This window comes from Myxococcus sp. CA051A, from assembly GCF_013336705.1.
Classification (GTDB): Bacteria; Myxococcota; Myxococcia; order Myxococcales; family Myxococcaceae; genus Myxococcus; species Myxococcus llanfairpwllgwyngyllgogerychwyrndrobwllllantysiliogogogochensis.
Map to the genome: position 1 here is coordinate 190,839 of NZ_JABUMS010000008.1, position 25,076 is coordinate 215,914.

23 protein-coding genes and 1 pseudogene are annotated in these 25,076 nt (G+C 68.8%); 12 read left to right on the forward strand and 12 right to left on the reverse strand.

Going from position 1 to position 25,076, the window contains the following annotated elements:
• Positions 1-107: 107 nt before the first annotated feature.
• Complete coding sequence (locus HUA74_RS23725) at positions 108-1,415, reverse strand: alpha/beta hydrolase (RefSeq protein WP_174456364.1); 1,308 nt, start codon at positions 1,413-1,415, stop codon at positions 108-110.
• A 242-nt stretch (positions 1,416-1,657) separates the two neighbouring features.
• Entirely contained in the window at positions 1,658-2,701 is a 1,044-nt protein-coding gene (locus tag HUA74_RS23730; protein WP_141641465.1) for a hypothetical protein, read from the reverse strand.
• A gap of 146 nt (positions 2,702-2,847) precedes the next feature.
• Here HUA74_RS23730 and HUA74_RS23735 point away from each other — a divergent pair, with 146 nt between their 5' ends.
• Positions 2,848-4,890 carry a radical SAM protein gene (locus HUA74_RS23735; RefSeq protein WP_174456365.1) on the forward strand — a complete coding sequence of 681 codons (2,043 nt, stop codon included), beginning with the start codon at positions 2,848-2,850 and terminating at the stop codon, positions 4,888-4,890.
• Positions 4,891-4,899: 9 nt separating this feature from the next.
• Here the strand turns inward: HUA74_RS23735 and HUA74_RS23740 are convergent, their stop codons facing one another.
• From HUA74_RS23740 to HUA74_RS23760, 5 genes are all read right to left on the reverse strand, one after another.
• A complete protein-coding gene (locus tag HUA74_RS23740; protein WP_174456366.1) occupies positions 4,900-6,678 on the reverse strand; it encodes an ABC transporter ATP-binding protein in 1,779 nt (592 codons plus the stop codon).
• Complete coding sequence (locus tag HUA74_RS23745; RefSeq protein WP_174456367.1) at positions 6,675-8,486, reverse strand: ABC transporter ATP-binding protein; 1,812 nt, start codon at positions 8,484-8,486, stop codon at positions 6,675-6,677. The genes HUA74_RS23740 and HUA74_RS23745 overlap by 4 nt, the downstream gene beginning before the upstream one ends.
• A gap of 93 nt (positions 8,487-8,579) precedes the next feature.
• A complete protein-coding gene (locus tag HUA74_RS23750; RefSeq protein ID WP_174456368.1) occupies positions 8,580-9,212 on the reverse strand; it encodes a TetR/AcrR family transcriptional regulator in 633 nt (210 codons plus the stop codon).
• A gap of 34 nt (positions 9,213-9,246) precedes the next feature.
• Positions 9,247-9,735 (reverse strand): group II truncated hemoglobin, encoded by a 489-nt coding sequence (locus HUA74_RS23755; RefSeq protein WP_174456369.1) that lies wholly within the window; start codon positions 9,733-9,735, stop codon positions 9,247-9,249.
• Complete coding sequence (locus HUA74_RS23760) at positions 9,732-10,151, reverse strand: putative quinol monooxygenase (RefSeq protein ID WP_371817299.1); 420 nt, start codon at positions 10,149-10,151, stop codon at positions 9,732-9,734. Before HUA74_RS23760 ends, HUA74_RS23755 begins: the two co-directional genes overlap by 4 nt.
• A 187-nt stretch (positions 10,152-10,338) precedes the next feature.
• On the opposite strand from HUA74_RS23760, the pseudogene HUA74_RS46445 reads away from it, so the two are divergent.
• The 5 genes and pseudogenes from HUA74_RS46445 to HUA74_RS23780 form a co-directional block, all read left to right on the forward strand.
• Positions 10,339-10,827: pseudogene (locus tag HUA74_RS46445) on the forward strand (cupin domain-containing protein); the annotation flags it as partial.
• Between the two features lie 93 nt (positions 10,828-10,920).
• The gene (locus HUA74_RS46450; RefSeq protein WP_256434703.1) at positions 10,921-11,205 is read left to right on the forward strand and encodes a helix-turn-helix transcriptional regulator; all 285 of its coding nucleotides are present in this window, start codon (positions 10,921-10,923) and stop codon (positions 11,203-11,205) included.
• Positions 11,206-11,270: 65 nt separating this feature from the next.
• Positions 11,271-11,708 (forward strand): hypothetical protein, encoded by a 438-nt coding sequence (locus HUA74_RS23770; protein ID WP_174456371.1) that lies wholly within the window; start codon positions 11,271-11,273, stop codon positions 11,706-11,708.
• A gap of 252 nt (positions 11,709-11,960) precedes the next feature.
• Positions 11,961-13,013: a fatty acid desaturase gene (locus HUA74_RS23775; RefSeq protein WP_174456372.1), complete on the forward strand. Its 1,053-nt coding sequence runs from the start codon at positions 11,961-11,963 to the stop codon at positions 13,011-13,013.
• Positions 13,014-13,078: 65 nt separating this feature from the next.
• The gene (locus tag HUA74_RS23780) at positions 13,079-13,831 is read left to right on the forward strand and encodes a DUF2652 domain-containing protein (RefSeq protein WP_174456373.1); all 753 of its coding nucleotides are present in this window, start codon (positions 13,079-13,081) and stop codon (positions 13,829-13,831) included.
• 12 nt (positions 13,832-13,843) lie between these two features.
• On the opposite strand, the gene HUA74_RS23785 is transcribed toward HUA74_RS23780, so the two are convergent.
• Entirely contained in the window at positions 13,844-14,983 is a 1,140-nt protein-coding gene (locus HUA74_RS23785) for an AraC family transcriptional regulator (protein WP_371817300.1), read from the reverse strand.
• On the opposite strand from HUA74_RS23785, the gene HUA74_RS23790 reads away from it, so the two are divergent.
• The 3 genes from HUA74_RS23790 (at position 14,901) to HUA74_RS23800 (ending at position 18,764) form a co-directional block, all read left to right on the forward strand.
• Positions 14,901-15,746, forward strand: a complete 846-nt coding sequence (locus HUA74_RS23790; protein WP_174456375.1) for an SDR family oxidoreductase — start codon at positions 14,901-14,903, stop codon at positions 15,744-15,746. The genes HUA74_RS23785 and HUA74_RS23790 overlap by 83 nt on opposite strands.
• An 83-nt stretch (positions 15,747-15,829) precedes the next feature.
• On the forward strand, positions 15,830-17,242 hold the full coding sequence (locus HUA74_RS23795) for an alpha/beta fold hydrolase (protein ID WP_174456376.1): 1,413 nt from the start codon (positions 15,830-15,832) through the stop codon (positions 17,240-17,242).
• 223 nt (positions 17,243-17,465) lie between these two features.
• The gene (locus tag HUA74_RS23800) at positions 17,466-18,764 is read left to right on the forward strand and encodes a WD40 repeat domain-containing protein (protein WP_174456377.1); all 1,299 of its coding nucleotides are present in this window, start codon (positions 17,466-17,468) and stop codon (positions 18,762-18,764) included.
• Between the two features lie 27 nt (positions 18,765-18,791).
• On the opposite strand, the gene HUA74_RS23805 is transcribed toward HUA74_RS23800, so the two are convergent.
• Positions 18,792-19,676, reverse strand: coding sequence for a sigma-70 family RNA polymerase sigma factor (locus HUA74_RS23805; protein WP_174456378.1), 885 nt, complete (start codon positions 19,674-19,676; stop codon positions 18,792-18,794).
• A 126-nt stretch (positions 19,677-19,802) separates the two neighbouring features.
• Between HUA74_RS23805 and HUA74_RS23810 the strand changes: the two genes are divergently transcribed.
• Complete coding sequence (locus HUA74_RS23810; protein ID WP_141641480.1) at positions 19,803-20,264, forward strand: carboxymuconolactone decarboxylase family protein; 462 nt, start codon at positions 19,803-19,805, stop codon at positions 20,262-20,264.
• 65 nt (positions 20,265-20,329) lie between these two features.
• Here HUA74_RS23810 and HUA74_RS23815 read toward each other — a convergent pair whose 3' ends face one another.
• Both HUA74_RS23815 and HUA74_RS23820 read right to left on the reverse strand, forming a co-directional pair.
• The gene (locus HUA74_RS23815; protein WP_174456379.1) at positions 20,330-21,046 is read right to left on the reverse strand and encodes a hypothetical protein; all 717 of its coding nucleotides are present in this window, start codon (positions 21,044-21,046) and stop codon (positions 20,330-20,332) included.
• A 147-nt stretch (positions 21,047-21,193) separates the two neighbouring features.
• Positions 21,194-22,249: an alkene reductase gene (locus tag HUA74_RS23820; RefSeq protein WP_174456380.1), complete on the reverse strand. Its 1,056-nt coding sequence runs from the start codon at positions 22,247-22,249 to the stop codon at positions 21,194-21,196.
• 89 nt (positions 22,250-22,338) lie between these two features.
• Between HUA74_RS23820 and HUA74_RS23825 the strand changes: the two genes are divergently transcribed.
• On the forward strand, positions 22,339-23,265 hold the full coding sequence (locus HUA74_RS23825; protein ID WP_174456381.1) for a LysR family transcriptional regulator: 927 nt from the start codon (positions 22,339-22,341) through the stop codon (positions 23,263-23,265).
• A gap of 166 nt (positions 23,266-23,431) precedes the next feature.
• Here the strand turns inward: HUA74_RS23825 and gcvA are convergent, their stop codons facing one another.
• Positions 23,432-24,349 carry a transcriptional regulator GcvA gene (gene gcvA, locus HUA74_RS23830; RefSeq protein WP_174456382.1) on the reverse strand — a complete coding sequence of 306 codons (918 nt, stop codon included), beginning with the start codon at positions 24,347-24,349 and terminating at the stop codon, positions 23,432-23,434.
• A gap of 121 nt (positions 24,350-24,470) precedes the next feature.
• On the opposite strand from gcvA, the gene HUA74_RS23835 reads away from it, so the two are divergent.
• The gene (locus HUA74_RS23835) at positions 24,471-25,076 is read left to right on the forward strand and encodes a LysE family translocator (RefSeq protein ID WP_174456383.1); all 606 of its coding nucleotides are present in this window, start codon (positions 24,471-24,473) and stop codon (positions 25,074-25,076) included.

Genomic DNA, 25,076 nt, shown 5'->3' on the forward strand with positions numbered 1-25,076 from the left:
CCAGGTCCACTCAAGACAAGCGGGACCCGCCAGAGCACCGGCCGGTCCCGCGAAAAAATTGTAAGGGATTCCGGTGGAGCGGACCTTGGGCCCGCTCTACATCCGGCTCACTCCACGGCGCGCTTCGCCTCGGGGTCGATGACGCGGTTGCCCTTCCACCAGTCATGCTCGCCGTAGCGCTGCTGGGCCCGGTCCACTCCGCCGTAGTTCCCGGTGACGATGTCCGCCAGGTTGGCCAGGGACTCGGAGCCCTCTTTGTAGTACTTGGAATGGTCGCCCATGTTGCTCTTGTCCCCGCGGTCCTTCGCCTCCGCGGTGAACCGGTTGGCGCCGAACTTGTTCTCGGACGGGTCCTGTCCCAGCGGGTCCCCGGGCAGGTTGCTGCCATTGAGCCAGGACACCACGTCCCGGCTGGCCGAGCCGGACCACACGTGGCCGTTGGCGAGCGCGCCGTCGTAGTCCTTCACCGACTTGGCGCTGCCCGCACCGGGGCTGCCGATGAGCACCAGGTCATCCGCCTGGAGGCCGTTCTTGTCGGCGGCGATGGAGGCGGTGGTGCTGCCATAGCTGTGGCCAATGACAGTCAGGTGTGGCTGGTTTCCGTCGCGCGCGGCGCGGATGCCGGCCACGTCGGCGGCCAGCAGCTTGGCGCCATTCTCCGCGGCGTTGTCGGACGCCACGTTCTGGAAGCCCGGCGCGTCGTAGCCCATCCAGGCCACCGTCGCGACCTCACCCTGCTGCGTGCCCGAGGCCTTGTGGAGCTTGAGCGCGTCGCTGGTGATGTTGTCCATGTAGCCGCGCACGTCCGAGTTCAGGCCCGGCACGCTCACCGACACATGCTTCGCGGTGTCCAGGTTGCCGGCGACGATGGCCGCACGGCCCTCGCCATTGACGAAGGTCGAGTCATAGACGAGCAGCTGCGCGGAGCCCGCCTCCTTCGCCACCCGGTCCAGCTGCGTCTGCACCGCCCGCGCGTTCTCCAGCTGGCGCTGTTGGTCCTTGGAGGGTGACTTCTCCGCGCTGAGCTGGGCGATTTCATTCTTCAGCTGCGTGCGGTTCGCGGTGTCACGCACGGAGGCCGGCAGGCCATCCATGGAGCCGAGCTTCTTGGGGTCCGAGCTGACCACCTGCGACTGCTCCGTGGGCGACAGCTGCTTCCACCAACCCGCGCGGGCCTTCGGGTCCGCGGGCGCGCTGTCCAGCGGCCCCTTGGCGGCGAGCGGCGCATTCTCCCCGGTGAGCTTCTCCGCCCCCGTCTTGCGAGGCCCCTCGAACGTGGAGGCCGTCTCCACCTTCTCCACGGGCTTCGCCTTGGGCTTGGCCGCCGTCTGCTGCTCGGCCGCGACGCGCGCGGCCTCCGCTCGGCGACGGGCGGACTCGGCTGCGCTGCTGTTCACAGAGGAGATACCGGCCATGACAGCGCCTCGTGTTGAAGGGGGGATACCTACATCTTCGCGAATCAGCCGAAAATGTTTCCTGACGCCTAGGAAAAACCGAGGGGCGTGATGTGACGCAGGACGTCACACCTTTCGGCTGCGACCCACGGCGCTCCGAGTCACGTTGGCGCAGGTATCGCGCGAACCCGGACGCCAGAAAGCAGAAGGCCCGGGGCCGCTGTTCGCGACCACCGGGCCTTCGTCAACGACTGGGGGCGGGATTACTTCGTGGGGTTGTCCACGCCGTTGTTGGTCCACACGTAGCGCTGAATCCAGTCACCACCGACGCCCAGGCCCGTCTCGCGCTGGCGGTCCTGGACGAGCGCGGGGGGCAGGCCCTTGTCCTGGAAGGACGCGGGCACGCGGGTGCCGGACTCGAGGTGCGAGTTGTTGACGACCTCGTACTGGAGGTTGGGCTTGCCGGTCTTCTCGTCGATGCCGGTGCACGTCACCTGCGTGCGGTAGGAGCCGATGAACCACTCCAGCGAGGTGTACTTCTCCTTGCTCTTCTCGTCGGTGCCCGGGCCCGTGAAGCGGTACAGGGCCTTGTCCTTCTGCGCGTCGGTGGCCTCGGCGGGAGGGAACACGTCGCCGGGCTTCGGGTTCGGGTACATCTTGAAGAACTCTTCGGTGACCTGCTGCTGGTGGGGGCGGCCCGCCAGGTCTTCGGTGTACGCGTTGTCGCGCACGGTGACGCGCTCGGTGCCGTTGTCCGTCTTGTCCCAGGTGCCCAGGTCCTTGGGCTTCTCCTCGAGCAGCCAGGTGCCCCACAGCTTGGGCCAGTCACCCTGCAGCTTCTGCCCCGTCACCGGGTCCGTCGTCCGGGTGATGCCCTCCAGGTCCACCTTGCCCAGCGTCTTCAGGCTCTGGGTGATGGAGGAGTCCTTGCCGACGAGCAGCTCCGACGTCTTGGCCAGGGCATCCATGCCGCCCTCGGCCGCCTTCACCAACTGGTCGGCGGCGCCGTCCGGCAGCACCTTCGTGACGCCGTGGTACGCGGTGCGCAGCCCCGTCTGGAACACGTCGCGGGCCAGGTCCTTCGGGTCGGTGATGGCCTTCTTGAACGCGTCCGTGACGGGGTTGTGCTTCACGTCCTCGAACACGTCCTTGGTCGTGTCGACGACGGCCTTCTTCACGTCGTTGGTCGTGTCGACGACCGCCTTCTTCACGTCCGTCGCCTTGTCGACGACCGTGTCCTTCACGTCGTTGACGGTGTTCGTCACCGTCTTCCGAACGTCGTTGAAGCTGGGGATCTTGAAACCCATGTGGGTGGGACCTCGGGGGGTGTGGGCGGCCAGACTTCGGCTGACTCTGGAGTTATCGGCCCTGGAACGTCGATTGTTTCTTGTAGGCTGAGAACCACGCCCCACCCTTGGATTGCCCCTGAATCCAGGGGGTTGCGAGGACCTTCATGCAGCCACACTCCGACTGGCGCCCCCACGCGCTCGATGGCGCCCTCCTCTGGTTCCACCGGATCACCGGCACGAACCTCCGCGTGGATGGACCCCGGACGCGCCACCTGCGGCGAAGGGCGCCGCGGCTGGTCCTCTTCGGCATCACCAACGCGTGCAACCTCGCATGCACCTTCTGTTCGCGAGAGCGGGAAGCGAAGAGCGAGTGGACGGTGGACTCCGCCTTCGACGTGCTGGCGGGCCTGGCCCGCGCGGGCACGCTGGAGGTCGCGTTCGGTGGCGGCGAGCCCCTCGCCTTTCGTGGCTTCGATGAGCTGGTGCGGCGGCTGTCGAACGAGACGCCGCTCGCCATCCACTTCACCACCAACGGGATGCTGCTCTCCGACGAGCGACTCGCACGACTCGCGCCCCACCTCGGAGAGGTCCGCGTGTCGCTCTACGACGACAACGACTGGGAGGCGTGTGTCGAGCGGCTCGCCCGCGCCGGACAGACGTTCGGCGTGAACATCCTCGCGACCCCGGAGCGACTGCCCACGCTGCCCGCACAGCTCCGGACGCTTCACGCGCTGGGCTGTCGCGATGCCGCGCTCCTGCGCTACGTCGGCGACGACGCGAAGCTCCGACTGAGTCCTTCGGACGAGGCACGCCTCACGGAGGTGCTCGCGGACAGCCCGCTGCGCACGCGCCTGTCGGTCTGCTTCGGAGACACGCTGACGGAGGTCCCCCGCCTCTTCGGTGGCGACTGCGGCGCGGGGCTCGACTTCGTCACCCTGACGTCGGACCGACGGCTGAAGGCGTGCTCGTTTCAGGGCGGGGGACTTCCCATCACCTCGGCGGAGGATGTGCTCGCGGGATGGAACGGGCGGCGAGACGTGCTGTCCGCGCCGTCGCCCCTGGCGGGCTGTGCGCGCGCGGGGGCGCATTTGGGAGAGGCGCTGACCGACGGCGTTCGCGTGTGGCGCGGGTTCTCCGGAAACAACAGCGGAGACTGCGTGCTCGTGGGTCGCTTCGAGACGGCTGAAGAGGCCACGGCCTACCTCGACACGCTCCTGCCAGACTGGAAGTCGGGACGCGCCTACCCGGAGCGATGGAAGGAGCTGCTCGCGGCGGAGGGCATCCCGGTGGGCGCGGAGGAGCGCGTCCCCGATGTGATGGCCTCGCTGGGCCGGGTGGTGATGCTGCACACCGAGATGACGCTGGATGACGACTTCCCCTCGCTGCGGACCCTCTTGTGGAAGCGCAAGGGGCGCATGGTCCACTCGGAGATTCACGGGCACGGTAGATTCGAGCTGGCGACCGCGTTTGGAGTGCGGGACACGGCGACCCTGGGCGCACTGGAGCGCGTGCTGGAAGAGGAAGTGCACGGCTCTTTCATCCGCCATGCGAACCAGCTCCACGGGCTCGTGGGCTACTGGGGCGCCCCTGGTGGCAAGGAGTCCCTCGACACCGTGGTGGCGAGGCTGAAGACACTCGCCCAGGAGAACGGCGCGGTCGTCGCGGCGGAGCTGGTGGAGGTCCCCAAGGACCTGCGCCTCGAACAGCGCCTCGCCTCGCGCGGCCCTCACGCGGGGCGGCTGCGCCTGTGGGTCCTGTTCCAGTCCGCGGAGGTGGCGAGCCGCTATGCGAAGGACCTGACCGGCGACGTCACGGTGGCGGGCCCGCACGTCCTGCTGGAGGAAAACCACTTTGGCCCCCGCCTGGGTTACCTCGCCCAGCGCCAGGGTGGCACCGCGCTCATGCTCACCAGTCAGCGCGTCATCGTGAGGGGCTCCTTCTCGCAGCCGAAGCGCGGCCCACCCGACGTCGTCCCGCACCTTCGTCCGTACCTGACACCGGACGACCACGTGGAATCGGCACCCGGGAACGACAGCCTCTCGGTCCGGGTCAACACGATGGGGCCCGGACGCGTGCTGAAGGCGCTCGTCGAGCTGGAGGCCGTGCTGGGCCTGCACGCCTGGGTTCGGGTGTACTCCGACGACCCGCTCGCGGAGGCACTGCACCGCCTCCGCGAGGACGTGAACGAAGAGCTCCGTCGACGGTAGCGACGGCCTCTACCCCTGCTCTGCCCGGGGGGCTTCTCGCCGCGGGCCCAGATGCCATCCCTTGGCCCGCTCCTGCTCACGCCAGAGCGCCGCATAGGGCCCCTCGCGACGCACCAGCTCGTCGTGAGTCCCGCTCTCCGCCACCCTTCCGCGCTCCAACACCACGATGCGGTGCGCGCGACGCACCGTCCGCAGCCGGTGCGCAATCACGACCACCGTCTTGTGCCGGACCAGCTCGTCAATCGCCCGCTGAATCTCCGCCTCCGCGGACGCATCGACCGAAGCCGTGGCCTCGTCGAGCAGGACGATGGGCGCGTCCTTGAGGATGGCCCGCGCGATGGACAGCCGCTGCCGCTCGCCTCCCGAGAGTGAGCCTCCATCCTCGGTGAGCACGGTGTCGTAGCCCTGGGGGAGCGCCTGGATGAAGTCGTGCGCCCTCGCGGCCCTGGCGGCGCGCTCGACGTCCTCCCGGGACGCATCCGCGCGGCCCACGCGCAGGTTGTCGAGCACCGTCCCGGAGAACAGCACCACGTCCTGGAACACCATCGCGATGTGCCGGTGCAGCTCCTCGAACGGCAAATCCCGGATGTCGACTCCGCCGATGCGAATGGCCCCCTGCCCTCGCGGCACGTCCCACAGCCGCGCGACCAGATGCACCAGTGTCGACTTGCCCGAGCCCGAGGCACCGACAATCGCCGTGAGCGACTGCTCGCGGAACTCGACGGAGACGTCCTTCAGCACGTGCTCGCCTTCGTACGCGAAGGAGACGGCCTCCACCTCCACGTTGAAGCGGGTGACAGGCGCCGCCGGCGAGGAAGGCTCGCTCAGCGGCTTCTCGGCCATGAGCCGGTCCACGCGCTCCAACGCGCGCTGGGAGCCTCGGAGCATGAGGAGCGCCACGCCCAGCTCGGCCACCTGTCGCGTCACGCCCACGCTCACCACGAGGAACACCAGGAGCGTCCCCGGAGCCAGCGTCCCCTGGAAGGCCAGCGTGCTGCCCACGAACGCCACGACGACGAAGCTCGCCTCGACCAGGAAGCCGAAGACGGACAGGAGCGGCGACGGCGCCACCTCCGCGCGGATGAGCGCGTCACGCAGCCGCTCCATCGCCTTCACGAAGCGCTGGTACACCTCACCGTGTCGACCGAAGGCGCGGAGCACGGCGATGCCCTGCACGTACTCGACGATGCGCGCGTTCACGTCCGCCGTCGCCTCGAGCACGGAGGTGATTTCCCGCACGAAGAGGGGCGTCGTGGCCGCCAGGACGGCGAGCGCGACAGGCAACATCGCGAGGACGGCGAGCCCCAGCCGCCAGTCGAGGAAGCACAGCCCGAGGCCCACCAGCATCGGCAGGGCGAAGCTGGCGGCGAAGACGCCAATGATGTGCGACCAGATGTCCTCGACAAGCGCCAGGTCCGTCGTGAGCACGCCCATCAGCTCGCCGCTGCGGTGCTGGGTGAAGAAGCCCATGGGCAGCCGCCGCAGGTGGTCCGCCGTGCGGATGCGGGCCTGTCCCATCAGCGCATGGGCCGCGGTGAAGATGTTCGCCATCGCCGACCGGGTGAACACCATCCGCAGGAGCACCGCGAGGACGATGCCGCCCGTCACCTGGCCCGTCAGCTCCAGGGTGAGCCGTCGCTCCAACGCCGCACGGACGAAGAACAGGACCAGCGCATAGGGCAGCGCCGTCGCCACCGCCTCACCGAAGGCGAAGAGGAAGCCGCGCCGCAGCCGCTCGTCCTTCTGGCCCGCCAGCCGCTCTCCGAGCGTGAAGAACTCTCCAATCATGATGCCACCTCCACACCACGCGGGGCTTCTGCCTCGGCACCGCCGAGCGACCAGTCCCGTGCATCCGAGTGACTCGCCCACAGTCGCTGGTAGAGCGCGCAGCGCGAGAGCAGCACCTCATGCGGACCCTGGTCCCGGACCCGCCCTCCGTCGAGCACGACGATGTGGTCGGCGGTGGCGATGGTCGACAGCCGGTGGGCGACGACCACGACGGTCCTCCCCTCGCACAACTCCGACAACGCCTCCTGGATGCGCGCCTCGTTCTCCGGGTCCGCGAACGCGGTCGCCTCGTCGAGCAGGAGCACGGGCGCGGCCTTGAGCAGGGCCCGCGCGATGGACAGCCGCTGCTTCTCTCCACCGGACAGTCGCGCGCCACGCTCACCCAGCATCGTGTCGTACCCCTGGGGCAGCCCGAGGATGAAGTCGTGCGCCCGCGCGGCGCGGCATGCGGCCTCCAGCTCCGCGTCCGTCGCCTCCGCGCGCCCCAGCCGCAGGTTGTCGCGGACGGAGCCATGGAAGAGGAACACGTCCTGGAACACCATGGAGACGCGCGAGAGCAGCGTGTCGAGGGGCAGCTTGCGCACGTCGACGCCTCCCAGCTCCACCGTGCCGCCGTGGGCCTCCCACAGCCTGGGCACGAGCTTCACGAGCGTCGACTTGCCAGCGCCCGAGGGCCCCACGAGCGCGGTCACCTTCCCGGCCGGCGCATCGAACGTGACGCGGTGGAGCACGTCCTTCCCCGCGCTGTCGTAGCGGAAGTCGACCTCGCGGAAGGAGATTCCGTCATGTCGTGGCGACTCGGTGCCCGCGACGTCTTCCAGGTCGGGCGCCAGGAGGATGTCGTGGATGCGCTCGTTGCCCGCTGTGACGCGCTCGACGTTGCCCCACGCGAACATCAGCCGCATCAGCGACATGAGGAGCTGGGGTCCCAGCACCAGGAACAACACCAGCGACTCCAGCGAGAGCCCGCCTCGCACGTACAGCCAGCCCCCCAGGGGTACGAGGACGACGAGGCTGGAGCCGATGAGCGCGCCGAAGGCGCCATAGCCCCGCCCGTTGGTGCGCATGAAGCCCTCCATCCACGCCAGGCCCTCCTCGATGGAGCGCGAGAGGTCCCCGAAGCGGGCCGCGGAGAGGCCAAACGTCTTGATGACCTTGATGCCCCGGAAGTACTCCAGGAGCGACGCGTTCATCCGCTGCTGAATCTCGTTCCACCGCGCATGCGCCTTGCCGACATCGCGCATCGCGAGCGCCATGGCGCCCACGGCCAAGGGAGCGACGGCGATGCTCGCCAGGGCCATCCGCCAGTCCACCCACAGCAGCGCGACAGCCGTGGCGAGCGGAACCACCATGGCGGCCACCGCGTCCGGGAAGTTGTGCGCGACGAACGACTCAATCTGATTCACGTCGTCCATCAGCGTCGTCTTCAGCGAGCCCGTGGACCGACGGCTGAAGAACGACAGTGGCACCGCGCCGAGCTTCCGCGCGATTCGCAGGCGCAGCGCATGGAGGATTCGGAATGCGGCGATGTGCGCGGCCATCGTCGCCCCCGCGACGAACAGGTAGCGCAGCACCAGCGCCCCCACTGCGACGAGCGCCAGCGTGCGGACCTCGTCCAGCTTCGGCGGCTCCGCGTAGATGGCCGTGGCCATGCGCGCGACGATGAAGAACGGCACCAACCCCAGCGCGGCGGCCACCGTCGAGCTGAGCGCCGCGAGCCCCACCAGCGGCCCCTGCAAACCCAGCAGCGACACCAACCCTCGCAGGCCAGGCGGCGGATGACTCGGCGACTCCTCGACGACACTCACGGACGACCTCCCATTGACTTGATTTCGATAATAGTATTCATTATCGACACATGACCAGCGGCATCGAAAAACCAGGGCGCAGGTCCCCACCCGTTACCCGCGGGAGGGCAGGACACCGTGCCGCAGCAGCTTCAGGCAGAGCGCCAGGTACGCGCGTTCCCGCTGAGCGCGGCTGCCCAGGTGACGCAGCCGGTGGGCATGGCGCTCGCTGTAGCTGACCCAGGCCTTCATGAGGCCCGCCATGGCGATGAGGAGCAGCTCCGGGTCCACGTCCTTCGCGACGGCGCGGTTGCGCTGCGCGGCCCGGACCTGGGCGGCTTGTCGTTCGACGAAGTCGTCCTCACCCGGCCACATCTCCAAGTCCCCTTCCAGCGCGGCCCAGGCGGCCAGGCGGGACCACTCCGGACTCGCCCGGAAGAAGCCGACGAGCTGCTGGAGCCCCTCCTCGGTGAGCAGCCCCAGGCCGTCATCATCGGGAGCCGGTGCGTGGGCCCGCGCGGAGTCCTCCACCGCGTGGGCCTTCACGATGGCGTAGAGCGACTCCTTCGTCCCGAAGTGGTGCTGAATCAGGCTCACGGACACGCCCGCCGCGGTGGCGACATCCCGGAAGGACGTCCCGGCGAAGCCACGCTCCGCGAACAGCCGCGTGCCCTCCGTGAGGATCCGCTTCCGGACCCCCTCCGGGTCCCTCGTCAGCACGGGCTTCTTCTTCGCGGCGGCGACCATCGTGAACTTACTGTACGACCAACAAGTTCACCATTCAAGTCTCCGGGCGATAGGGGCCGCCAGGGACACCCCAGCCCCAGGCGGGCATGGGCCCGTCCAGCGTGACGCTCGCGCCGGGCTGAGAGTTGATGACGGCGAGCCGGGAGCCCCACTCGACGTAGGCGACGAAGGCCGAGCGGAACTCGGGGTCCGAGGGCAGCTCCACCTCGTTGGCGCTGTCGAGCAGCAGGTCCGTCCAGCGTCGCCGCTGCGCCTCCGTCAGGTGCCGCTCCAGGTGGTGACGCAGCATCCCGGGATGTCCGCCATGCGCCTCGCTGTAGGCACGAGGCCCGCCCAGGACTTCACCCAGGAAGAGGGCGACGTGGGACGGGTGTTGAGCGGACATGCGCTCGAAGACGGGGCCGAGCAGCGCGTCGGTGCGCACCCGGGCATAGAAGCACTCTGTCAGCCGCGCCAGGGCCTGCGCCCCACCCGCCCACGCGTAGAGCGTGGGCACCGCGGACGCTGCACCGCCGTCGCTCACGGCCCGGTCCACGCCGTGTCGACGTCGTAGTGCTTCATCTCCTGGATGTCGGAGACGAACGGCCGCACGAGCACGAAGAACTTCTGGAAGGCCGCGCTGCCCCGGAACCCCTTCATGTGTCCTTCGAGGGAGTCCCACTCGATGCGGACGACGAAGTGGTGGGGCTCCTCGGAGCCTCGGCTCACTTCGTAGCGCAGGCAGTGCGGCGAGGCGCGCAGATGCTCACCCGCGGCCCGGTAGGCCTCGAGGAACGCGTCGGCGCGCTCGGCCGGGATGTCATAGCGGATGTATTCGACAATCATGGACTGCTCCTTGTTCGATGAGGACTTCGACGGGCGGGGTGCGGCGGCAATCCCCGCGACGCCCAGGGCGGCGACGAGGAGGAACAAGGCGACACGACGAGACTTCCCGGACACGGACGACCTCCAGGGCGGGGACCTGGTTTCGAGGGTGCATTCCCGCCCAGCCATGCCACTGTAAGGACGACGGGAGGACCCCCGCTTTGTCGGCCGTTCCGATTCGTGGGCCTCGCGTTCCAAAGGGAGGGATGGGGATGGAGCCGCTGTCCGCGGTGCTGCGTGGGATGAACCTGAAGGGAAGCATCTACGCGGCCTGGGAGCTGCGGGCCCCGTGGGCATGGACCTGCCGGAGGCTCCCTTCGCATCCTTTCACTGGATGGAACAGGGAAGCAGCTGGCTGCGCGCCGGCGAGGACGTCCTGCCCCTGGAGGCCGGCGAGCTGGTGGTCCTCTTCGGTGGCCAGGCACATCAACTGCTCTCCTCGCGTGCGGCCTCGGCCACGCCCCTGTCACGACTGCTCGTGCGGCACCCACCCGTCGCGGGGGTTCATCACGTCGAGGGCCCGGGTGCGCAATCCCGACTGGTCTGCGGCAAGTTCGCGGCCGAGGGCGAGCAGGGGCTCCGGATGCTGCGCGGGCTTCCCCCCCTCGTCCACCTGGGACGCGAGAAGTTGCATGCGCTTCCCGCCCTCCGCGCGCTGCTGACGTCCCTCTCCCACGAGGCGGGCTCCACGGCCCCCGGAGCCGCCACGGCGGCCGCGCGAATCACCGAGGCGCTCTTCGTCCAGGTCCTGCGCACGCTGCTGCTCGAATCGGACGAGGGGCCCCCCGGGTGGCTCGCGGGGCTGCGCGAGCCTCGACTGGCGGAGGCGCTCCACCTGCTCCACATGGACCCGGCGCGGCCCTGGTCCGTCGAGGAGCTGGCCTCGCGGGTGGGAATGTCCCGCACGCGCTTCGCCCTGCTCTTCCAGGAGCGCATCGGCCAGCCTCCCGTGGCCTATCTGGCCCACCTCCGCCTGGAGCTCGTCACCCGACGGTTGCGCGATGGCGAGGAGTCCATCGCCGAAATCGCCCACGCGGTCGGGTTCGAGAGCCAGTCCGGACTGAACCGCGCGTTCCGTCGGCGCTTCGGGCAGACGCCCTCGGCGTTCCGCAAGTCGACGCGTGCCTGAAACATCCCACCATCGTAGCCGGTTCGTACAAGCGCCAGGGAACACGCGCGTCCCACACTCGCGCCATGAACCTCGCCCAGAAAATCGCGGCCTTTTCAGCCGGTGGCTTCCTGCTCGCGGGCCTGCTCTTCGGCGTCTGGAAATATCTCCAGATTTCCCAGAGCCCCAAGGCCCAGGCCTCGCCCTACGTCGACATCGCCCACCGGGCCGCGCTCCTCTATTCGTTCGCGTGCCTCGTCGTCGAACGCTTCGTCGTCCTCAGCGCCTTGGATGACACCATCGAGCTGATCGCCGTCATCGCTCAAATCGGCTTCTTCGCGGTGGGCGTCTCGACCTACGTCATCCACGGCCTCCTGAAAGACACGGACAATCAATTCGAGCGTCCCCACAGGCTCGGGCGTGCAGTGGTGCCTCCCGCAGTGATGGTGGCCTCCATGGTCGCCCTCATCGCGGGGGAGCTCGGAGGCTTCGCGGTGCTGTTCTGGGGCGCCGTCACAACCTGATTGTGACAAGCAGGCAGGCGACCCAGGGCTTCCGCCCGTGCTCCAGGCAGGGGGCGGGGTCGTCACGGACCTTCAGGATGAGCCCGGAGCCCAGAGGCGTTTGCCTCCGCTGGGGGCCCATTCTTCCGCCCTCGTGGAGTCCTCGCCCCCCGCGCCTCGAAGAAATTGTCGGGTAGCACTTCGCGCCGCCACCGGAGTTTCATGACAAACTCCGCGACACTTCACGCGCCCAGCCGCCTGCTCAGGGAATTCATGTCATTTCTGGACCGCATCCTCGACCCTCCGAGCTACGGCTACGAGAAGAACGGCGCGCTCTACGTGCCGACCCACCGGGAAATCTTCTCGGAGTTCTTCGCGCGGCTGAACATCTTCCGGACGCGGAAGAACTGGCTGGCGCTCATCGGGTGGACCACGACGCTGGGCTTCGGCATCCCACTCGCCCTCTTCTTCACCCACTACTTCAGCTGGTGGCTGCTGCTCGTGGGTTTCATCTACAGCATGGTGGTCCTGGGCACACACGGCACCATCTGGTTCCACCGGTACTCGACGCACCGGGCCTTCCAGTTCAAGAACGCCTTCTTCCGTGAGCTCTGCCGCAACCTGGTGGTGAAGACGATTTCGGAAGAGGCGTATGTCATTTCCCACCACGTCCACCACGCCAAGGTGGAGACGCCGGGGGACCCCTACAACGCGAAGGCCGGCTGGCTCTATTGCTTCCTGGCGGACGTGAATCACCAGGGCATCCGCAGGGACTTGAACGCCAAGGATTACTCGCAGCTGTGCAAGCTGATGGAGCACACGGGTGTGCACCTGAACAGCCATGCGCAGTACCAGAAGTGGGGCTCGCTCTGTCACCCCGCCTGGACGGTGGCGCACTTCCTGGCCAACTGGGCGGTCTGGTACGGCGTGTTCTTCCTGCTCGGCGGACACGCCCTGGCGCTGGCCCTCTTCGGCTGGTCCGGCGTGTGGGCCGTGGGCGTGCGGACGTTCAACTATGACGGGCACGGAGGCGGGAAGGACCGTCGGCGTGACGGCGTGGACTTCAACATGAAGGACCAGTCCATCAACCAGCTCTGGCCGGGACTCATCACGGGCGAGTGGCACAACAACCACCACCTCTATCCGCACGGAGCCCGCGCGGGCTTCCTGTCCTACCAGTTCGACCCCGCCTGGCACTTCATCCGCGGGTGGTCCTACCTGGGCGCCATCACGTCGTACCGGGACTTCAAGCAGGAGTTCATGGAGCGCCACTACCTGCCCTGGGCGGAGAAGCAGAAGGACAAGGCCGTCGTCGTGGGTGGCTAGAGCCTTCGAGGCAGGGAGAGGCACCGCTATGCCTCCCCTGCTCCCTGCGATACGCTGAAACGCGAATGGCGACAGAGAAGGCGCTGCTGCTCATCGCGGATATCGGCGGCTACACCCGGTTCATGAAACACCACCGCTTCAGTCTCGCGCACGCGCAAGACACGGTGGCGCAGCTGCTCGAAGCCGTCATCGACGCCTCCGGCAAGTTCAAGCTCGCGAAGCTCGAAGGGGACGCGGCGTTCTTCTACGCCGTCGGCGACGACTGCAGCGTCCTGGCCCGGCAAATCGCCGACATCCGCCGCGCCTTCCTCGCCCGACGCGAGCGGCTCATCGTCGACCGCATGTGCAAGTGCGAGGGCTGCATGCAGGTCGGCGGCCTGACGCTCAAGTTCGTGGCCCACTCCGGAGAGGTCGCCTTCCAGCGCGTGAAGCACCTCACCGAGCTGGCGGGCGTGGACGTCATCCTCGTGCACCGGATGCTGAAGAACGACGTCCCCGTGTCCGAGTACTTCCTGATGACCGACTCGGTGCACCAGCAGCTCCAGCCGGAGCTGCGCCAGCTCACCCGGGGGCTCGAGCACGAGTTCGAGGGCCTGGGCCGCACGGCCACGCACTACCTGGACCTGAACGAGAGCGCCCAGGAGCTGCCCGCGGCGATTGGCCCCAGCCTGCCCCGCAGGTGGTGGCATAAGCTGACGCAGGAGGCGCGCTCGCTGAAGTACGTGCTCGGCTTCCAGCAGGCCTGCCAGAACTTCCGCAACGTCGAGGTGGTCGACGCCCAGGAGGCCGCGCCCTCCTCCGACGTGCCGCGCTCCTGAACAGGGAGCGCCTCAGGCGGGCGCGCCCGTGGCACTCGACGGGGTCTGCTGACGGATGAACCGCCGGAACTCTCCCGGCGTCCGCGCGTGGACGCGCTGGAAGGCCCGATTGAAGGCCCCGGCGGACTCGTACCCGACGGCGTCAGCGACCTCCGCGAGCCCCAAGTCTCCGTCCCGCAGCAGGCAGCCCGCCTTGTACATCCGCCAGCGCGTCAGGTACTCCAGCGGCGTCTCACCCACCTTCGCCTTGAAGTGCAGCGCGAAGGCGGAGCGCGACATGCCCGCGATGCGGGCGAGCGCCTCGACAGACCAGGGCTGTGCGGGCGCGTGGTGCATGGCCCGCAGCGCGGCCCCGAGCGGTGCGTTCCCCAGCGCCGCCAGCCACCCCAGCTCCCCCGCGCCTCCCGACGTGTAGTGCGCGCGAACCATCTGCACGAAGAGGATCTCCGCCAGCCGGTTGATGACCACGGGTGAGCCGATGGCGGACGTCGCGGTTTCGAGCGCCAGGAGGTTGAGCGTCGCCCCCAGCGCGCTGGCCTGCGCCTCGTCACCCCGCACACAGAGGACGCTCGGCAACAGCTCGAAGACCGACTGGCCGCTCCACGCGTCGAACTCGAACAGCCCGGTGATGACCTGGGTCGCCGCGCCGCCACCGCCAAAGCGCAGGAGGTCTCCCGTCTTCGTGCGGATGAGGGCCTCCCCATCCTGGGCACGCGTGCGCGGCGCATCGCGCACCGTGACGCCCAGCCCGGCCGCGACGACGTAGCAGTCCCCGCCACGCAGGGGGATGGCCTTGGGCTGCCCTGTCACCTCCAGCCAGCAGCTCCCCCGCGTCACCAGTCCGAACTTCGCGTGCGGTGAGCCGGGGAAACGCACACCCCAGGGCGCGGTCGCCTCCATCCGGCAGTACAGCGCGCTCCGGACCCGCATCGCGGTGAACACGTCGCTGAAAGGGTCGACTCCCGATGGAGCCGCTCCGTCTGGACGATTGGACACTTCATCTGGAGTTTCAGGCACTGAAAGTCCTCCGCTCGGGACGTACTGTACTTCGCGAAAGAGAGGCTCCCACATGATTCTGGTCACTGGAGCGAATGGAACGGTCGGCAGCCTGGTCGTCCAGCAGCTCGTCGAAGCGGGGCAGCGGGTGCGCATCCTGGTGCGCGACACGGCGAAGGCGTCCAAGCACGGCGGCGCGGTGGAGGTCGTCCAAGGAGACCTCGCGAGGCCCGAGACACTCGGCGCGGCCTTCGCGGGCATCGAGAAGCTCTTCCTGCTGACGACGGGGCCCGCGCGAATCGAGCTGCACGGGCTCGACGCGGCCAGGGCCGCTGGCGTGCGCCACGTCGTGAAGTTCTCCTCGATGGGTTTTGGTCCGACCCGCGACGCGCTGGCCATCGGCAACTGGCATCGTGACGTGGAGGCGGCGCTGGAGTCCTCCGGGCTCGCGTGGACCGTCCTGCTCGCGGGCGGGTTCAACACCAACGCGCTCGGCTGGGCGCACACCCTCAAGACGCAGGGCACCGCGTTCGCCGCGACGGGAGGAGGAAAGGTGGCGGTGGTGGACCCCAGGGACCTCGCCGCCGTCGCTGTCTCCGCGCTCACCCAACCGGGGCACGAGGGCAAGCGCTACGAGCTGACCGGCCCCGAGGCGCTGAGCTTCGACGAGCAGGTGGCGCTCATCGGCGCGGCGGTGGGAAGGCCCCTGCGCTTCGTCGACGTGCCTCCCTCGGCGGCACGCGACGCGATGTCACAAGCGGGCATGCCCGCGCCGCTCGTCGAGGGGATGCTGGAGGTGATGGCGACCATCAAGGCCGGCGGCGCCGTGACGGTGTCCCCCGCCATCGAGCAGGTGCTGGGACGCAAGCCCCGCACCTTCGCGGCCTGGGCGAACGAACACGCCGCCGCGTTCCGGTAGCCCCGCGACAGCGGTCCTCCTCGGGCTCGCCGCGCGCATCGCCGCCAGCAAGCCCCCTCACCTCGTCTCCCGGAAGAACCCCCATGTCCCTCGAATCACTCCGTCCCAGCGCCCCCATGACGTGGACGCGGCCCCGCGTCCTCCACCTGCTCCAGTCGGGCCTGCGGGCCTCCGTGCCCACCGTCCTCCTCGCGACGCTCGTCATGGAGGCACGGCCCCTTGCACACGGTCTCTCCTTCTTCCCGGAGCTGCGGTACGCGGTCCTGGCTCCCGTGTGTGTCCTCGTCGCGGTGCTCGCCGCCTTCGGCCACGGCTGGCTCACCGGGCGAGTCTCGCGGCCCCGTTCGATGCTGGCGACCGCCACACTGGGACTGGCGCTGGTGCGGCTCCTCGGGATGGCCGTGCTGGGCCGTGACGGACTCGCCGTCGCGGCACTCCCCGCCTTCATCACCGTGGCGCTCGCCGTGGCCTGGCTCGCTCCACGCGCGGTCGAGCAGCCCTCGCGCTCACGCGTGCGGACAGTCGCCCTCGTGCTCGTCGGCGCGCTCGAAGGCGCGGGCGTGGTGACGGCGCTCGCGGGGGAGCACGAACTGCCCCACGGCCCGGAGTCCCTCGTCGGCGAGATTCCGCGCGCGATGTTCGACGCCGAGCACCGGTTCGTCGACCTCCCCAGTGGCGCGCGCATCCACTATGTGGACGAGGGCACGGGCGACACGCTGCTCTTCCTGCACGGCAACCCCTCGTGGTCCTTCCAGTGGAGGGATTTGATTCGAGGACTGCGCGGCTCCTACCGCTGTGTCGCGCTCGACTACCCGGGCTTCGGCCTGTCGACAGCGCCTCCCGGCTTCGGCTTCACACCCGGCGAGCAGAGTCGCGTCCTGGAGGAGTTCGCGGAGCACCTCGGCCTTCGCGACGTGACGCTGGTCATGCAGGACTGGGGCGGTCCCATCGGCACGCACTTCGCGGCGCGGCGCCCCGAGCTCGTCCAGCGCGTCATCCTGGGAAGCACCTGGGCGTGGAAGACGAGCACGAGCGAGCCCCGGGGGATTTGGTCCGTCATCGCGGGCGGCCCCATTGGCGCGTTCGCGCAGCACCACTTCAACGCCATCGCCTCCTTCGGGCTGAAGGACAGCATCGTCCGCGAGCTTCCTCGCGACGTGCGCGACGTCTACCTGCGGCCCTTCCAGCCACTCGAGCGCCGTGGCATCGCCACTTTCTATCCAGGGCAAATCACGAAGGCGCACACCTTCTTCGAGGAGGTCGAAGCGGGCCTGCCTGCCCTCGTCCACAAGCCGGCACTCATCTTCTGGGCGCTCGACGACCCCGGCTTTCCTCAGGCGGACCGTGTCCGCTGGGAACAGACGTTTCCGAGCCACCACACCATCGAGCTCGCCAACGCACACCACTTCTTCTTCGAGGACCACGCGGACACGGTCGTCTCCGAGATTCGCGCGTTCATGTCGTCGGAGCTCGCGAGGAACACGGCCGTGCCTTGAGGAGTCACACGCTTCATCGAACGAACCAGCGCTCGCGTCGGATGCGGAGTTGAGCGGCCTCGGGTACCTTGCCGAACAGCCTCTCGCCCGACGAGATGCACCAGGGGGATGTTCGTGAAGCTTTATTTCATGCCTGGAACTCGAGCCACCCGCCCGCGAGCGGCTCGTCCTACCCAGGGTCGCGCTTCGCCGAGCCGACCTTGAAGTGGAACCAGGAGGACAGATGATGAACCAGCTCGCATGTGGCCATGCCGCACCTCTCGCGGGACAGTGGTGTGCGCACCTCGCGGAGGACGAGGACGCGGGCTACCACGTCCGCTTCACGGGTCAGGGCGTCCACCACGACCTGCTCTGCGAGGACTGCGCGCGGGTGGCCCTGCCTGGCCAGGAGTTCCGGAGCATCTGCGCGGCCTGCCAGCACGTGAGATTGGGGAGGACCTCCGCGCTGATGGGCATCATCGGACGCCCCGGCGTGCGCACGCGGGCTACCGCGCTCCACTTCGAGCACCGGGAGCACTCCCTCCCCGCACTCGCGGGCCAGACGCTTCGCGGCCTCATCGCGCTGGGCACCGAGCCTCGCTCGCAGTGGCTCGCGGTGAACGAACAGGGCGAGCTGCTTCGCCTCGACCTCGAAGAGGGCTCGCTCACGCGCACAAGTGTCGTGGGCACGGGGACGCTCGACCTCTCCGCCGAGCTGGCGCTGCACGTCTCGCCGTGCGGGCGCTATGTGGCGGTGGTGAACGCGCGCGGCGCGAAGGGCCTCGTCATGGAGCTGGCCTCCGGCAAGGTGACGATGCCGCTGGACCGGGGCTCGTACCATGAGAAGCGCTGCGAGTTTCCCGTGGCCTTCTTTCGCGACGGCACCAGGACGCTGCTGGCGCACGCGACGGCCTGGAACCGACTGGACGTGTCGGACCCGGCCACCGGGGAGCTGCTGACACCGCGAGAGTCCACCCGGCGAGGCAAGCCCGGCGAGCCCCGGACACAACACGAGCTCGACTACTTCCACTGCGGCCTGACGGTGTCTCCGGATGGGAACTGGCTCGTGGACGACGGGTGGGTCTGGCACCCGGTGGGCATCCTGACCGCCTTCTCCCTGCGGCGCTGGGTCCACGAGAACGTCTGGGAGTCCGAGGACGGCCCCTCCCTGAAGCAGCTGCGCGAGTGCTCGTACCACTGGGATGGCCCGCTGTGCTTCGTGGGCCCGCGCACCCTGGCCGTCTGGGGCTTCGGCGGGGATGTCGACACCCTGCTCGACGCCGCGATGCTCTTCGACGTCGAGACCGGGAAGCTGGTGCGATGGTTCCCGGGACCGCGCGGAGCGTTCAGGTGCGACGGGAACCTGCTGCTCGTGAGCGCGAAGGACACGGGCACCACCGTGTGGGATGTGGAGACGGGCGAGCGGCTCCTCCAAGACTCCACCGTGGTGCCCACGGCGTGGCACCCGGCGGCCCGCCGCTTCCTGACGGTGCTGCCCGACGGCCTGCTCCGGGAGAGCAGCTTGAGCGGCGCGGCCTGGTGACGAGCGCCTCCCGGAAGGCGACGCGGCTCAGGCCGGGAACACCGCCAGCTCCAGCCGCCCCAGACGCTCCGGGTCGAAGATGGATTCGAGGGCGAGGACCTTCCCGTCGCTGATGGTGAAGACCAGGACGGAGCGCAGCCGTCCTCCCGGAGCCACGATGAGTCCGACCTTTCCGTTGATGAGCCCCAGTTGAGCGAAGCCGCCCCGGGCCGCGTTGATCTGCGCCTGCCGGGCAACCTCTCTCGCCCCGCGAGCCTCCCTCGGTGCTCCCGCGGGCAGGACCCGCGCATCCGTGCGCGCGACGATTTCGGGGTCCAGCACGGCGAGCAGCGCATCGAGGTCTCCACTGCGCGCGGCGGAGAGAAAGGCGGCGACGACGTCTCGCTGCGCGGTGAGGCCCGCCTCCGGTGACAGGGCCGCGCCGTGTACGCGACGACGCGCGCGGCTGGCGAGCTGCCGGGTCGCCGTCGCATTGCGCCCGACGATGGGCGCTATCTCGTCGAACGTCAGGGAGAACATGTCGTGCAGCACGAAGGCGATGCGCTCGGGAGGACTCAGGGCTTCGAGCACCACGAGCAGCGCGAACCCCACCGAGTCCGCCATGAGCGACTCCTGCTCGGGATTGCCGCCGGCCGCGTGACTGGCGAGCAGCTCCACGCCCTTGCTTTCCGAGGGCTCCTCACGGCGCGACTCGCGTGAGCGCAACTGGTCCAGGCACACGCGCGAGACGACCGTGGTCAGCCAGCCCCGCAGGTTCGCGACGTCATGGGTGTCCGCCCGGCTGAAGTGCAACCAGGACTCCTGGACAGCGTCCTCCGCGTCGCTGAGTGAACCCAGCATCCGATAGGCCACGGCTCGCAAGTGGACCCGGTGTGCCTCGAAGCCCTCGGCCCGCAGATTCTTTTCGTCCACCGGTCACACTCTTTCGCTGAGGTCCGTCACCGCGGCGCCGAACGTAACGCAGCCGGAATGACACGCACGCGGATGTTCGGTCCACCCATCAGCCAGGGCCCTGGAGGCCCTTGGAGCGTCCTCACCATGAACTCCCGCATGAAGAACCCCGCGATGGTCGTCCCCGAGGCCATGAACGCCCTGCAGGCCCTGGCAGCGGCCACCCACAAGGGCGGCGTGCCGCAGAAGACGCTCGACCTGGTCCACCTGCGCGCCAGTCAAATCAACGGCTGCGGCGTCTGCGTGGACATGCACCCGCGCATGGCCAAGAAGGCCGGGGAAACCGATGACCGCCTCTTCGCGGTGGCCGCCTGGCGCGACACGACCTACTTCACCGACGCCGAGCGCGCCGCGCTGGCACTCACCGAGTGCGTCACCCGGCTCAGCGACCGCTCGGACCCCGTCCCCGACGACGTCTGGAAGGAAGCGGCCCGGCACTACGACGAGACGGCCCTGGGGACCCTGGTGATGTCCATTGGCCTGGTCAACCTCTGGAACCGGCTCAACGCGACGACGCGGCAGGTGGCCAACCCCCACGCCCGCTGGTAGCGCGGCGTCGGCTCGCCGACACCGTCAACGTCGAGAGGTCGAACGTCCGATGAACGAGGAGCCCTTCAGGTTCCAGCCCTGGAGGGTCGTCGCTTCTTTTCATTGCGCCGGGCGGTCACGGGCTGCTTCGCCGGCTTCGTCAGCTTCGGCTTCGTCAGCTTTGGCTTCGTCAGCTTCGGCTTCGCCAGCTTCGGCTTCTTCGCCGACACCTTCTTCTTCGGGGGCAGTTGCTTCTCGATCCAGGCGTCGTAGGCCGTCGTTCCGAAGACGTGCCCCTCCACGAGGTGCTGGAGGTACTTCTCATCCGTCACTTCCACCGAGAGGTCGAAGTGATGAAGACGCGCCCAGGCGGCATCCAGGAAGAGTCCCTTCCCCTTTTGCTGGAGGGGGGAGAGCTCGTCGATGATCTTCTGCAGCCGCCCTTCGCCGACCGCGTTGTGCCGCGCGAGAAGGTGGGAGCGCGCCACGAAGCGCGGCGTGTGTTCGGCGTGCCACGCGGCGTCCCAGACGGGGGGCTCGCCCAGCTCCGCATGAAGGGGCGACTTTGCCTTGCTTGATTTCTTCGCCAGGGCGACCCGTTCCCTCGCCACTGCCTTCGGCAAGCCCCTCACCAGAAACTCGGTAGGGTCAGCGCGTCTCTTCGCGTCCAGGAGCAGCATCAAGCCGAAGGCGCGGCCTGAAGCGTAGTCCGTGAAGCCGCCACCAAAGCCGGTCAGACAGTGCAGGGTGACTTCCCGCCCCGCTGTCTTCCCCACCCGCACATAGTACGTATCCGTGGACACGAGGTCCTCCGCTCGAGGCTGCTGTCAGCAACGGCCCTCATCTGCCCACGGAATGTCAGCGATACAAAGCGGTATCTCCGATGTAGGTGCCATTCAGTCACCGGTGCCGTGATGACGCGGGGCCTTGTCCGGGCCGTGGGCTCGCCATCAGCCGAGCGCGGGGTAGTCCACGTAGCCTTCCGCGCCCGGTGTGTAGAGCCGCTGGAAGTCAGGGGCCGCGAGTTCGGCATCGCCCTTCATCCGTGCGACGAGGTCAGGGTTGGCGATGAAGGGCCGGCCGAAGGCAATCAAGTCGGCGCGTCCCGCGTCGAGCGCGGCCTGCGCGCGGTCACGGGTGAAGCCCCCGTTGAGGATGATGGGCCCGCCGAAGGAACGTCGGATGGCGTCCGCCGTCGCGGTGAACCCCTTCTCCACGCTCGCGATGAGGTGAACGTAGACCAGACCGCGCAGCTCACGCGCCAGCACCGTGTACTGCTCCTGGACACCCTCGTGGGCGGGCAGGTCGTTGTAGGTGCTGTAGGGCGAGAGCCGGATGGCCACGCGCTCCGCGCCGATGGCCTCGGACACCGCCCGCACCACCTCCACGACGAAGCGGGCGCGGTTCTCCGCGCTGCCACCGTAGGCATCCTCGCGACGGTTGGTGTGCGGGTGGAGGAACTGCTCCAGCAGGTAGCCATTGGCGCCATGGAACTCGACGCCGTCGAAGCCCGCCGCGATGGCATTGCGCGCCGCCTGGACCAGCTCGTCGCGAGTCGCGCGGAGGTCCGCCTCGCTCATCGCCTCCGGGGACGGATACGGCTGCAGGCCCGCCTGGTCCGTGTACATGGTGCCCTCGGGACGCACGGAGCTCGGCGCGAGGATGCGGGCGTTCGCCGGGAGGTTGTGCGGATGCGCGATGCGCCCCACGTGCATGAGCTGGGCGAAGATGCGCCCGCCCGCCTCGTGGACGCTCCGGGTGATGGCGCGCCACCCGTCGACCTGCTCCGGAGAGAAGAGGCCCGGGATGCGGGCATAGCCCAGCGCGTTCGGAGACGGCGCGATGCCCTCGGTGATGATGAGCCCGGCGGAGGCACGCTGCGTGTAGTACTCGCGCATCAGCGCGTTGGGCAGCGCGCTCGGCGCCCGGCTGCGAGTCATTGGCGCCATCACGACGCGGTTGGCGAGTTCGGTGGGGCCCAGACGGTAGGAAGAAAAGAGGTTCATGAGTCCGCTCCTTGGCGGGGTGACGCCAGGGAATGTGCTCCCGTGGGGCATTGTGGCCAATCGAATGATTTGGGAAGTACTGTCCGGCCATGCGGACAATCCGTCAGGCGGACCCCAACGCCGTCATCGCGTTCCTGGAGGTCGCCGAGCAGGGCAGCTTCCGGGGCGCCGCGCGCAAGCTGGGCATCCCCAAGTCGACGCTCAGCCAGCGGGTGGCGGGGTTGGAAGAACACCTCGGCGCGCGGCTCTTCGCGCGGACCACGCGCAGCCTGACGCTCACCGACATTGGCGCCAGCTACCAGCGCGAGGTCGCCCCGGCCATCGCCGCCTTGCGCGACGCAGAGTCCGTGGTCGGCAAGCTCCAGGCCCATCCGAGCGGGCGCCTGCGAATGACGATGCCCTTCGAGATGGGGCAGAACGTGCTCGACACCCTGCTCGCCGTCTACGCCTCCCGCTATCCCGAGGTGAAGCTGGAGGCCGACCTCACCGACCGGCGCGTGAATCTGGTCGAGGAGGGCTACGACATCGCGGTCCGCGCAGGCACCCTGGACGACTCACGCCTCATCGCCCGGCGACTGGGCGCGCCCCAGCAGATAGGGGTGTTCGCGAGCCCCGCATACCTGCGTCGCGCGGGCACGCCCAAGGAGCCTCGGGAGCTCATGAAGCACCGCTGCCTGGCGATGACCGGCTCCAATACGCCGACGACGTGGACCTTCCGGGGAGACAAGAAGCCTCTCTCCGTGTCCATCGTCCCGAGCGTCGCGGTCAACAGCTTCCGGGTGCTGGTCGCCCTGGCCGTAGCCGACGTGGGCCTCGCGCGACTCTCCCAGATTCACTCCGCCGAGGCGGTGGCCGCCGGAACACTCCGCGAAGTGCTCCAGCGCTTCGCGCCACCTCCCGTGCCCCTCTTCGCCGTGTACCCGAGCGCCCGTCACGTGTCGCCGGCCGTGCGCGCCCTGCTGGAGCTGCTCACCGAGCACTTCCAGTCCCATCCCTGGTCGCCGGCCTCGCGATGACCCACGGGGGTCGTGTGACTTCACGCTCGCCGGGATGCGCTGAGTCTCCTCACGCCTCCAGGCACGGCCAGGGGCACCAGCAACCCCATGACAGCAACAACGGAAGATGTCTTTTCGAAGTGCAGGGTCACTTCCTCCGAGGGAGGGTAACCGAGCACGACGAGGTCTACTCCCGCCTCCGCGCGACTTCGGGCACCAGCCCCAATGCCTTCGAGGTGGCCTGGGCCTCGGCGAGCAGCCACGTCCTGAACGCGACGACGTCCCTCCGGCTCGACAGCGGCCGGGGGTGGACCAGCCAGTAGCCGAAGTCGTTGGGGAGGACCGTCGCGAAGGGCCGCACCAGCCGCCCCGCCTTCAGGTCATCCGCGGCGAGCAGCAATCGCCCGAGCGCCACGCCATCACCCTGCCGTGCGGCCTGAAGCACCAGCCCGGCATCGTTGAACGCGAAGCCCTTCCCGGTGTCCACGCCATCGACGCCGGCGGCATCCAGCCAGCGGCGCCACCCGTCCTTCGGCGTGTCATGGAGGAGGCGCACCTTCCCCAGGTCCGACGGCGCGCGCAGCTTCCTGGCGAGGGCCGGGCTGCACACGGGCGCGAGCACCTCCGGCGCGAGCTGCTCCGCCTTCAGTCCCGTCCACCGTCCCAGCCCGGAGCGGATGCCCACGTCGAAGCGGTCGTCGAGGAAGTCCCACAGCTCGGACACGCTGCTCAGGTGAAGCTCGATGTCGGGATGGAGCCGGCGAAATCCCTCCAGGCGCGGCAGGAGCCAGGACGAAGCGAACGAGGGCAGCACGGTGAGCCGCAGGGGCCCCTGCTCCGCCTCGTACAGGCGCGTGGTCGCTTCCGACAGTCGCTCGAACACGGGCGTCAGCTCGCGCAGATACGCCTTGCCCTTCGTCGTCAACGTCAGCGCATGTCCCCGGCGCTCGAAGAGCGAGACGCCGAGCCAGTCCTCCAGTTGGCGCACCTGGTGGCTGATGGCCGCCTGGGTGACACGCAACTCCGTGGCGGCGCGGGTGAAGCTCAAGTGCCGCGCCCCGGCCTCGAAGGCACGAAGGGCGCCGAGCGGTGGAATGCGGCGCATGCTCGATGAGCTCCCTTTATCGAGCGCGCGAGGATAGCTCGCTGGGTGCTCGGCTCGAAATGGAGTTTGTGTCCCTGCTCGCGCCCCATCACCACCACGAGGGCGCGTGGGGGCTTTCGCCATGATTCCCGCTGAAGTGTGGGTGATGTTCCTGGGCTACACCGTGCCGATGGTGTTCAGCCCCGGGCCCGGCAACACGGTGCTCGCCACCGCGGGCGGACGCTTCGGCATCCGCGGCTCGCTGCCGTTCTGGACGGGCTTCGAGGTGGCCAATGTCGCCCTCTGCCTGCTCTACGGACTGGGGCTGGGCCGGGTGCTGCAAGGGATTCCCTCGCTGCACCACGTGCTGCGCTGGTGCGGCGTCGTGTACCTGCTCTACCTCGCGTGGGGCTTCTTCCGTGCCTCCAGCTCGCCCTCCGGAGCGGAGGACGAACCGGAGCGGCTCGGCTTCGTCGACGGCCTCCTCACGGTGGCCCTCAACCCCAAGATTCACTCGATGGTCCTGGTGATGTTCTCCCAGTTCCTGAACCCGGCGGGAGCCCTGCTGTCGCAGGCCGCGCAGCTCACCGCGGCCTTCCTCCTCGTCTGCGTGGCGTGCCACTTCCCCTGGATTTACGGAGGGAAGCTCATCCTGGGACGCTTCCGCTCCGAGCGCGCCCTGCGCATCCAGGGGTGGACGTTCGGCGCCTGCATGGTCGCCGTCGCCTCCTATGTGGCCGTCGCCTGA

Bases quoted from the DNA above. Each gene is read 5' to 3' on its own strand.
- HUA74_RS23725 (WP_174456364.1), bottom strand. From the start codon at position 1,415: ATGGCCGGTATCTCCTCTGTGAACAGCAGCGCAGCCGAGTCCGCCCGT.
- HUA74_RS23730 (WP_141641465.1), bottom strand. From the start codon at position 2,701: ATGGGTTTCAAGATCCCCAGCTTCAACGACGTTCGGAAGACGGTGACG.
- HUA74_RS23735 (WP_174456365.1), top strand. From the start codon at position 2,848: ATGCAGCCACACTCCGACTGGCGCCCCCACGCGCTCGATGGCGCCCTC.
- HUA74_RS23740 (WP_174456366.1), bottom strand. From the start codon at position 6,678: ATGATTGGAGAGTTCTTCACGCTCGGAGAGCGGCTGGCGGGCCAGAAG.
- HUA74_RS23750 (WP_174456368.1), bottom strand. From the start codon at position 9,212: ATGGTCGCCGCCGCGAAGAAGAAGCCCGTGCTGACGAGGGACCCGGAG.
- HUA74_RS46450 (WP_256434703.1), top strand. From the start codon at position 10,921: ATGGACCCGGCGCGGCCCTGGTCCGTCGAGGAGCTGGCCTCGCGGGTG.
- HUA74_RS23770 (WP_174456371.1), top strand. From the start codon at position 11,271: ATGAACCTCGCCCAGAAAATCGCGGCCTTTTCAGCCGGTGGCTTCCTG.
- HUA74_RS23775 (WP_174456372.1), top strand. From the start codon at position 11,961: ATGTCATTTCTGGACCGCATCCTCGACCCTCCGAGCTACGGCTACGAG.
- HUA74_RS23780 (WP_174456373.1), top strand. From the start codon at position 13,079: ATGGCGACAGAGAAGGCGCTGCTGCTCATCGCGGATATCGGCGGCTAC.
- HUA74_RS23790 (WP_174456375.1), top strand. From the start codon at position 14,901: ATGATTCTGGTCACTGGAGCGAATGGAACGGTCGGCAGCCTGGTCGTC.
- HUA74_RS23785 (WP_371817300.1), bottom strand. From the start codon at position 14,983: ATGCGCACCCGCTGCCCCGCTTCGACGAGCTGCTGGACGACCAGGCTG.
- HUA74_RS23795 (WP_174456376.1), top strand. From the start codon at position 15,830: ATGTCCCTCGAATCACTCCGTCCCAGCGCCCCCATGACGTGGACGCGG.
- HUA74_RS23800 (WP_174456377.1), top strand. From the start codon at position 17,466: ATGATGAACCAGCTCGCATGTGGCCATGCCGCACCTCTCGCGGGACAG.
- HUA74_RS23810 (WP_141641480.1), top strand. From the start codon at position 19,803: ATGAACTCCCGCATGAAGAACCCCGCGATGGTCGTCCCCGAGGCCATG.
- HUA74_RS23820 (WP_174456380.1), bottom strand. From the start codon at position 22,249: ATGAACCTCTTTTCTTCCTACCGTCTGGGCCCCACCGAACTCGCCAAC.
- HUA74_RS23825 (WP_174456381.1), top strand. From the start codon at position 22,339: ATGCGGACAATCCGTCAGGCGGACCCCAACGCCGTCATCGCGTTCCTG.
- gcvA (WP_174456382.1), bottom strand. From the start codon at position 24,349: ATGCGCCGCATTCCACCGCTCGGCGCCCTTCGTGCCTTCGAGGCCGGG.
- HUA74_RS23835 (WP_174456383.1), top strand. From the start codon at position 24,471: ATGATTCCCGCTGAAGTGTGGGTGATGTTCCTGGGCTACACCGTGCCG.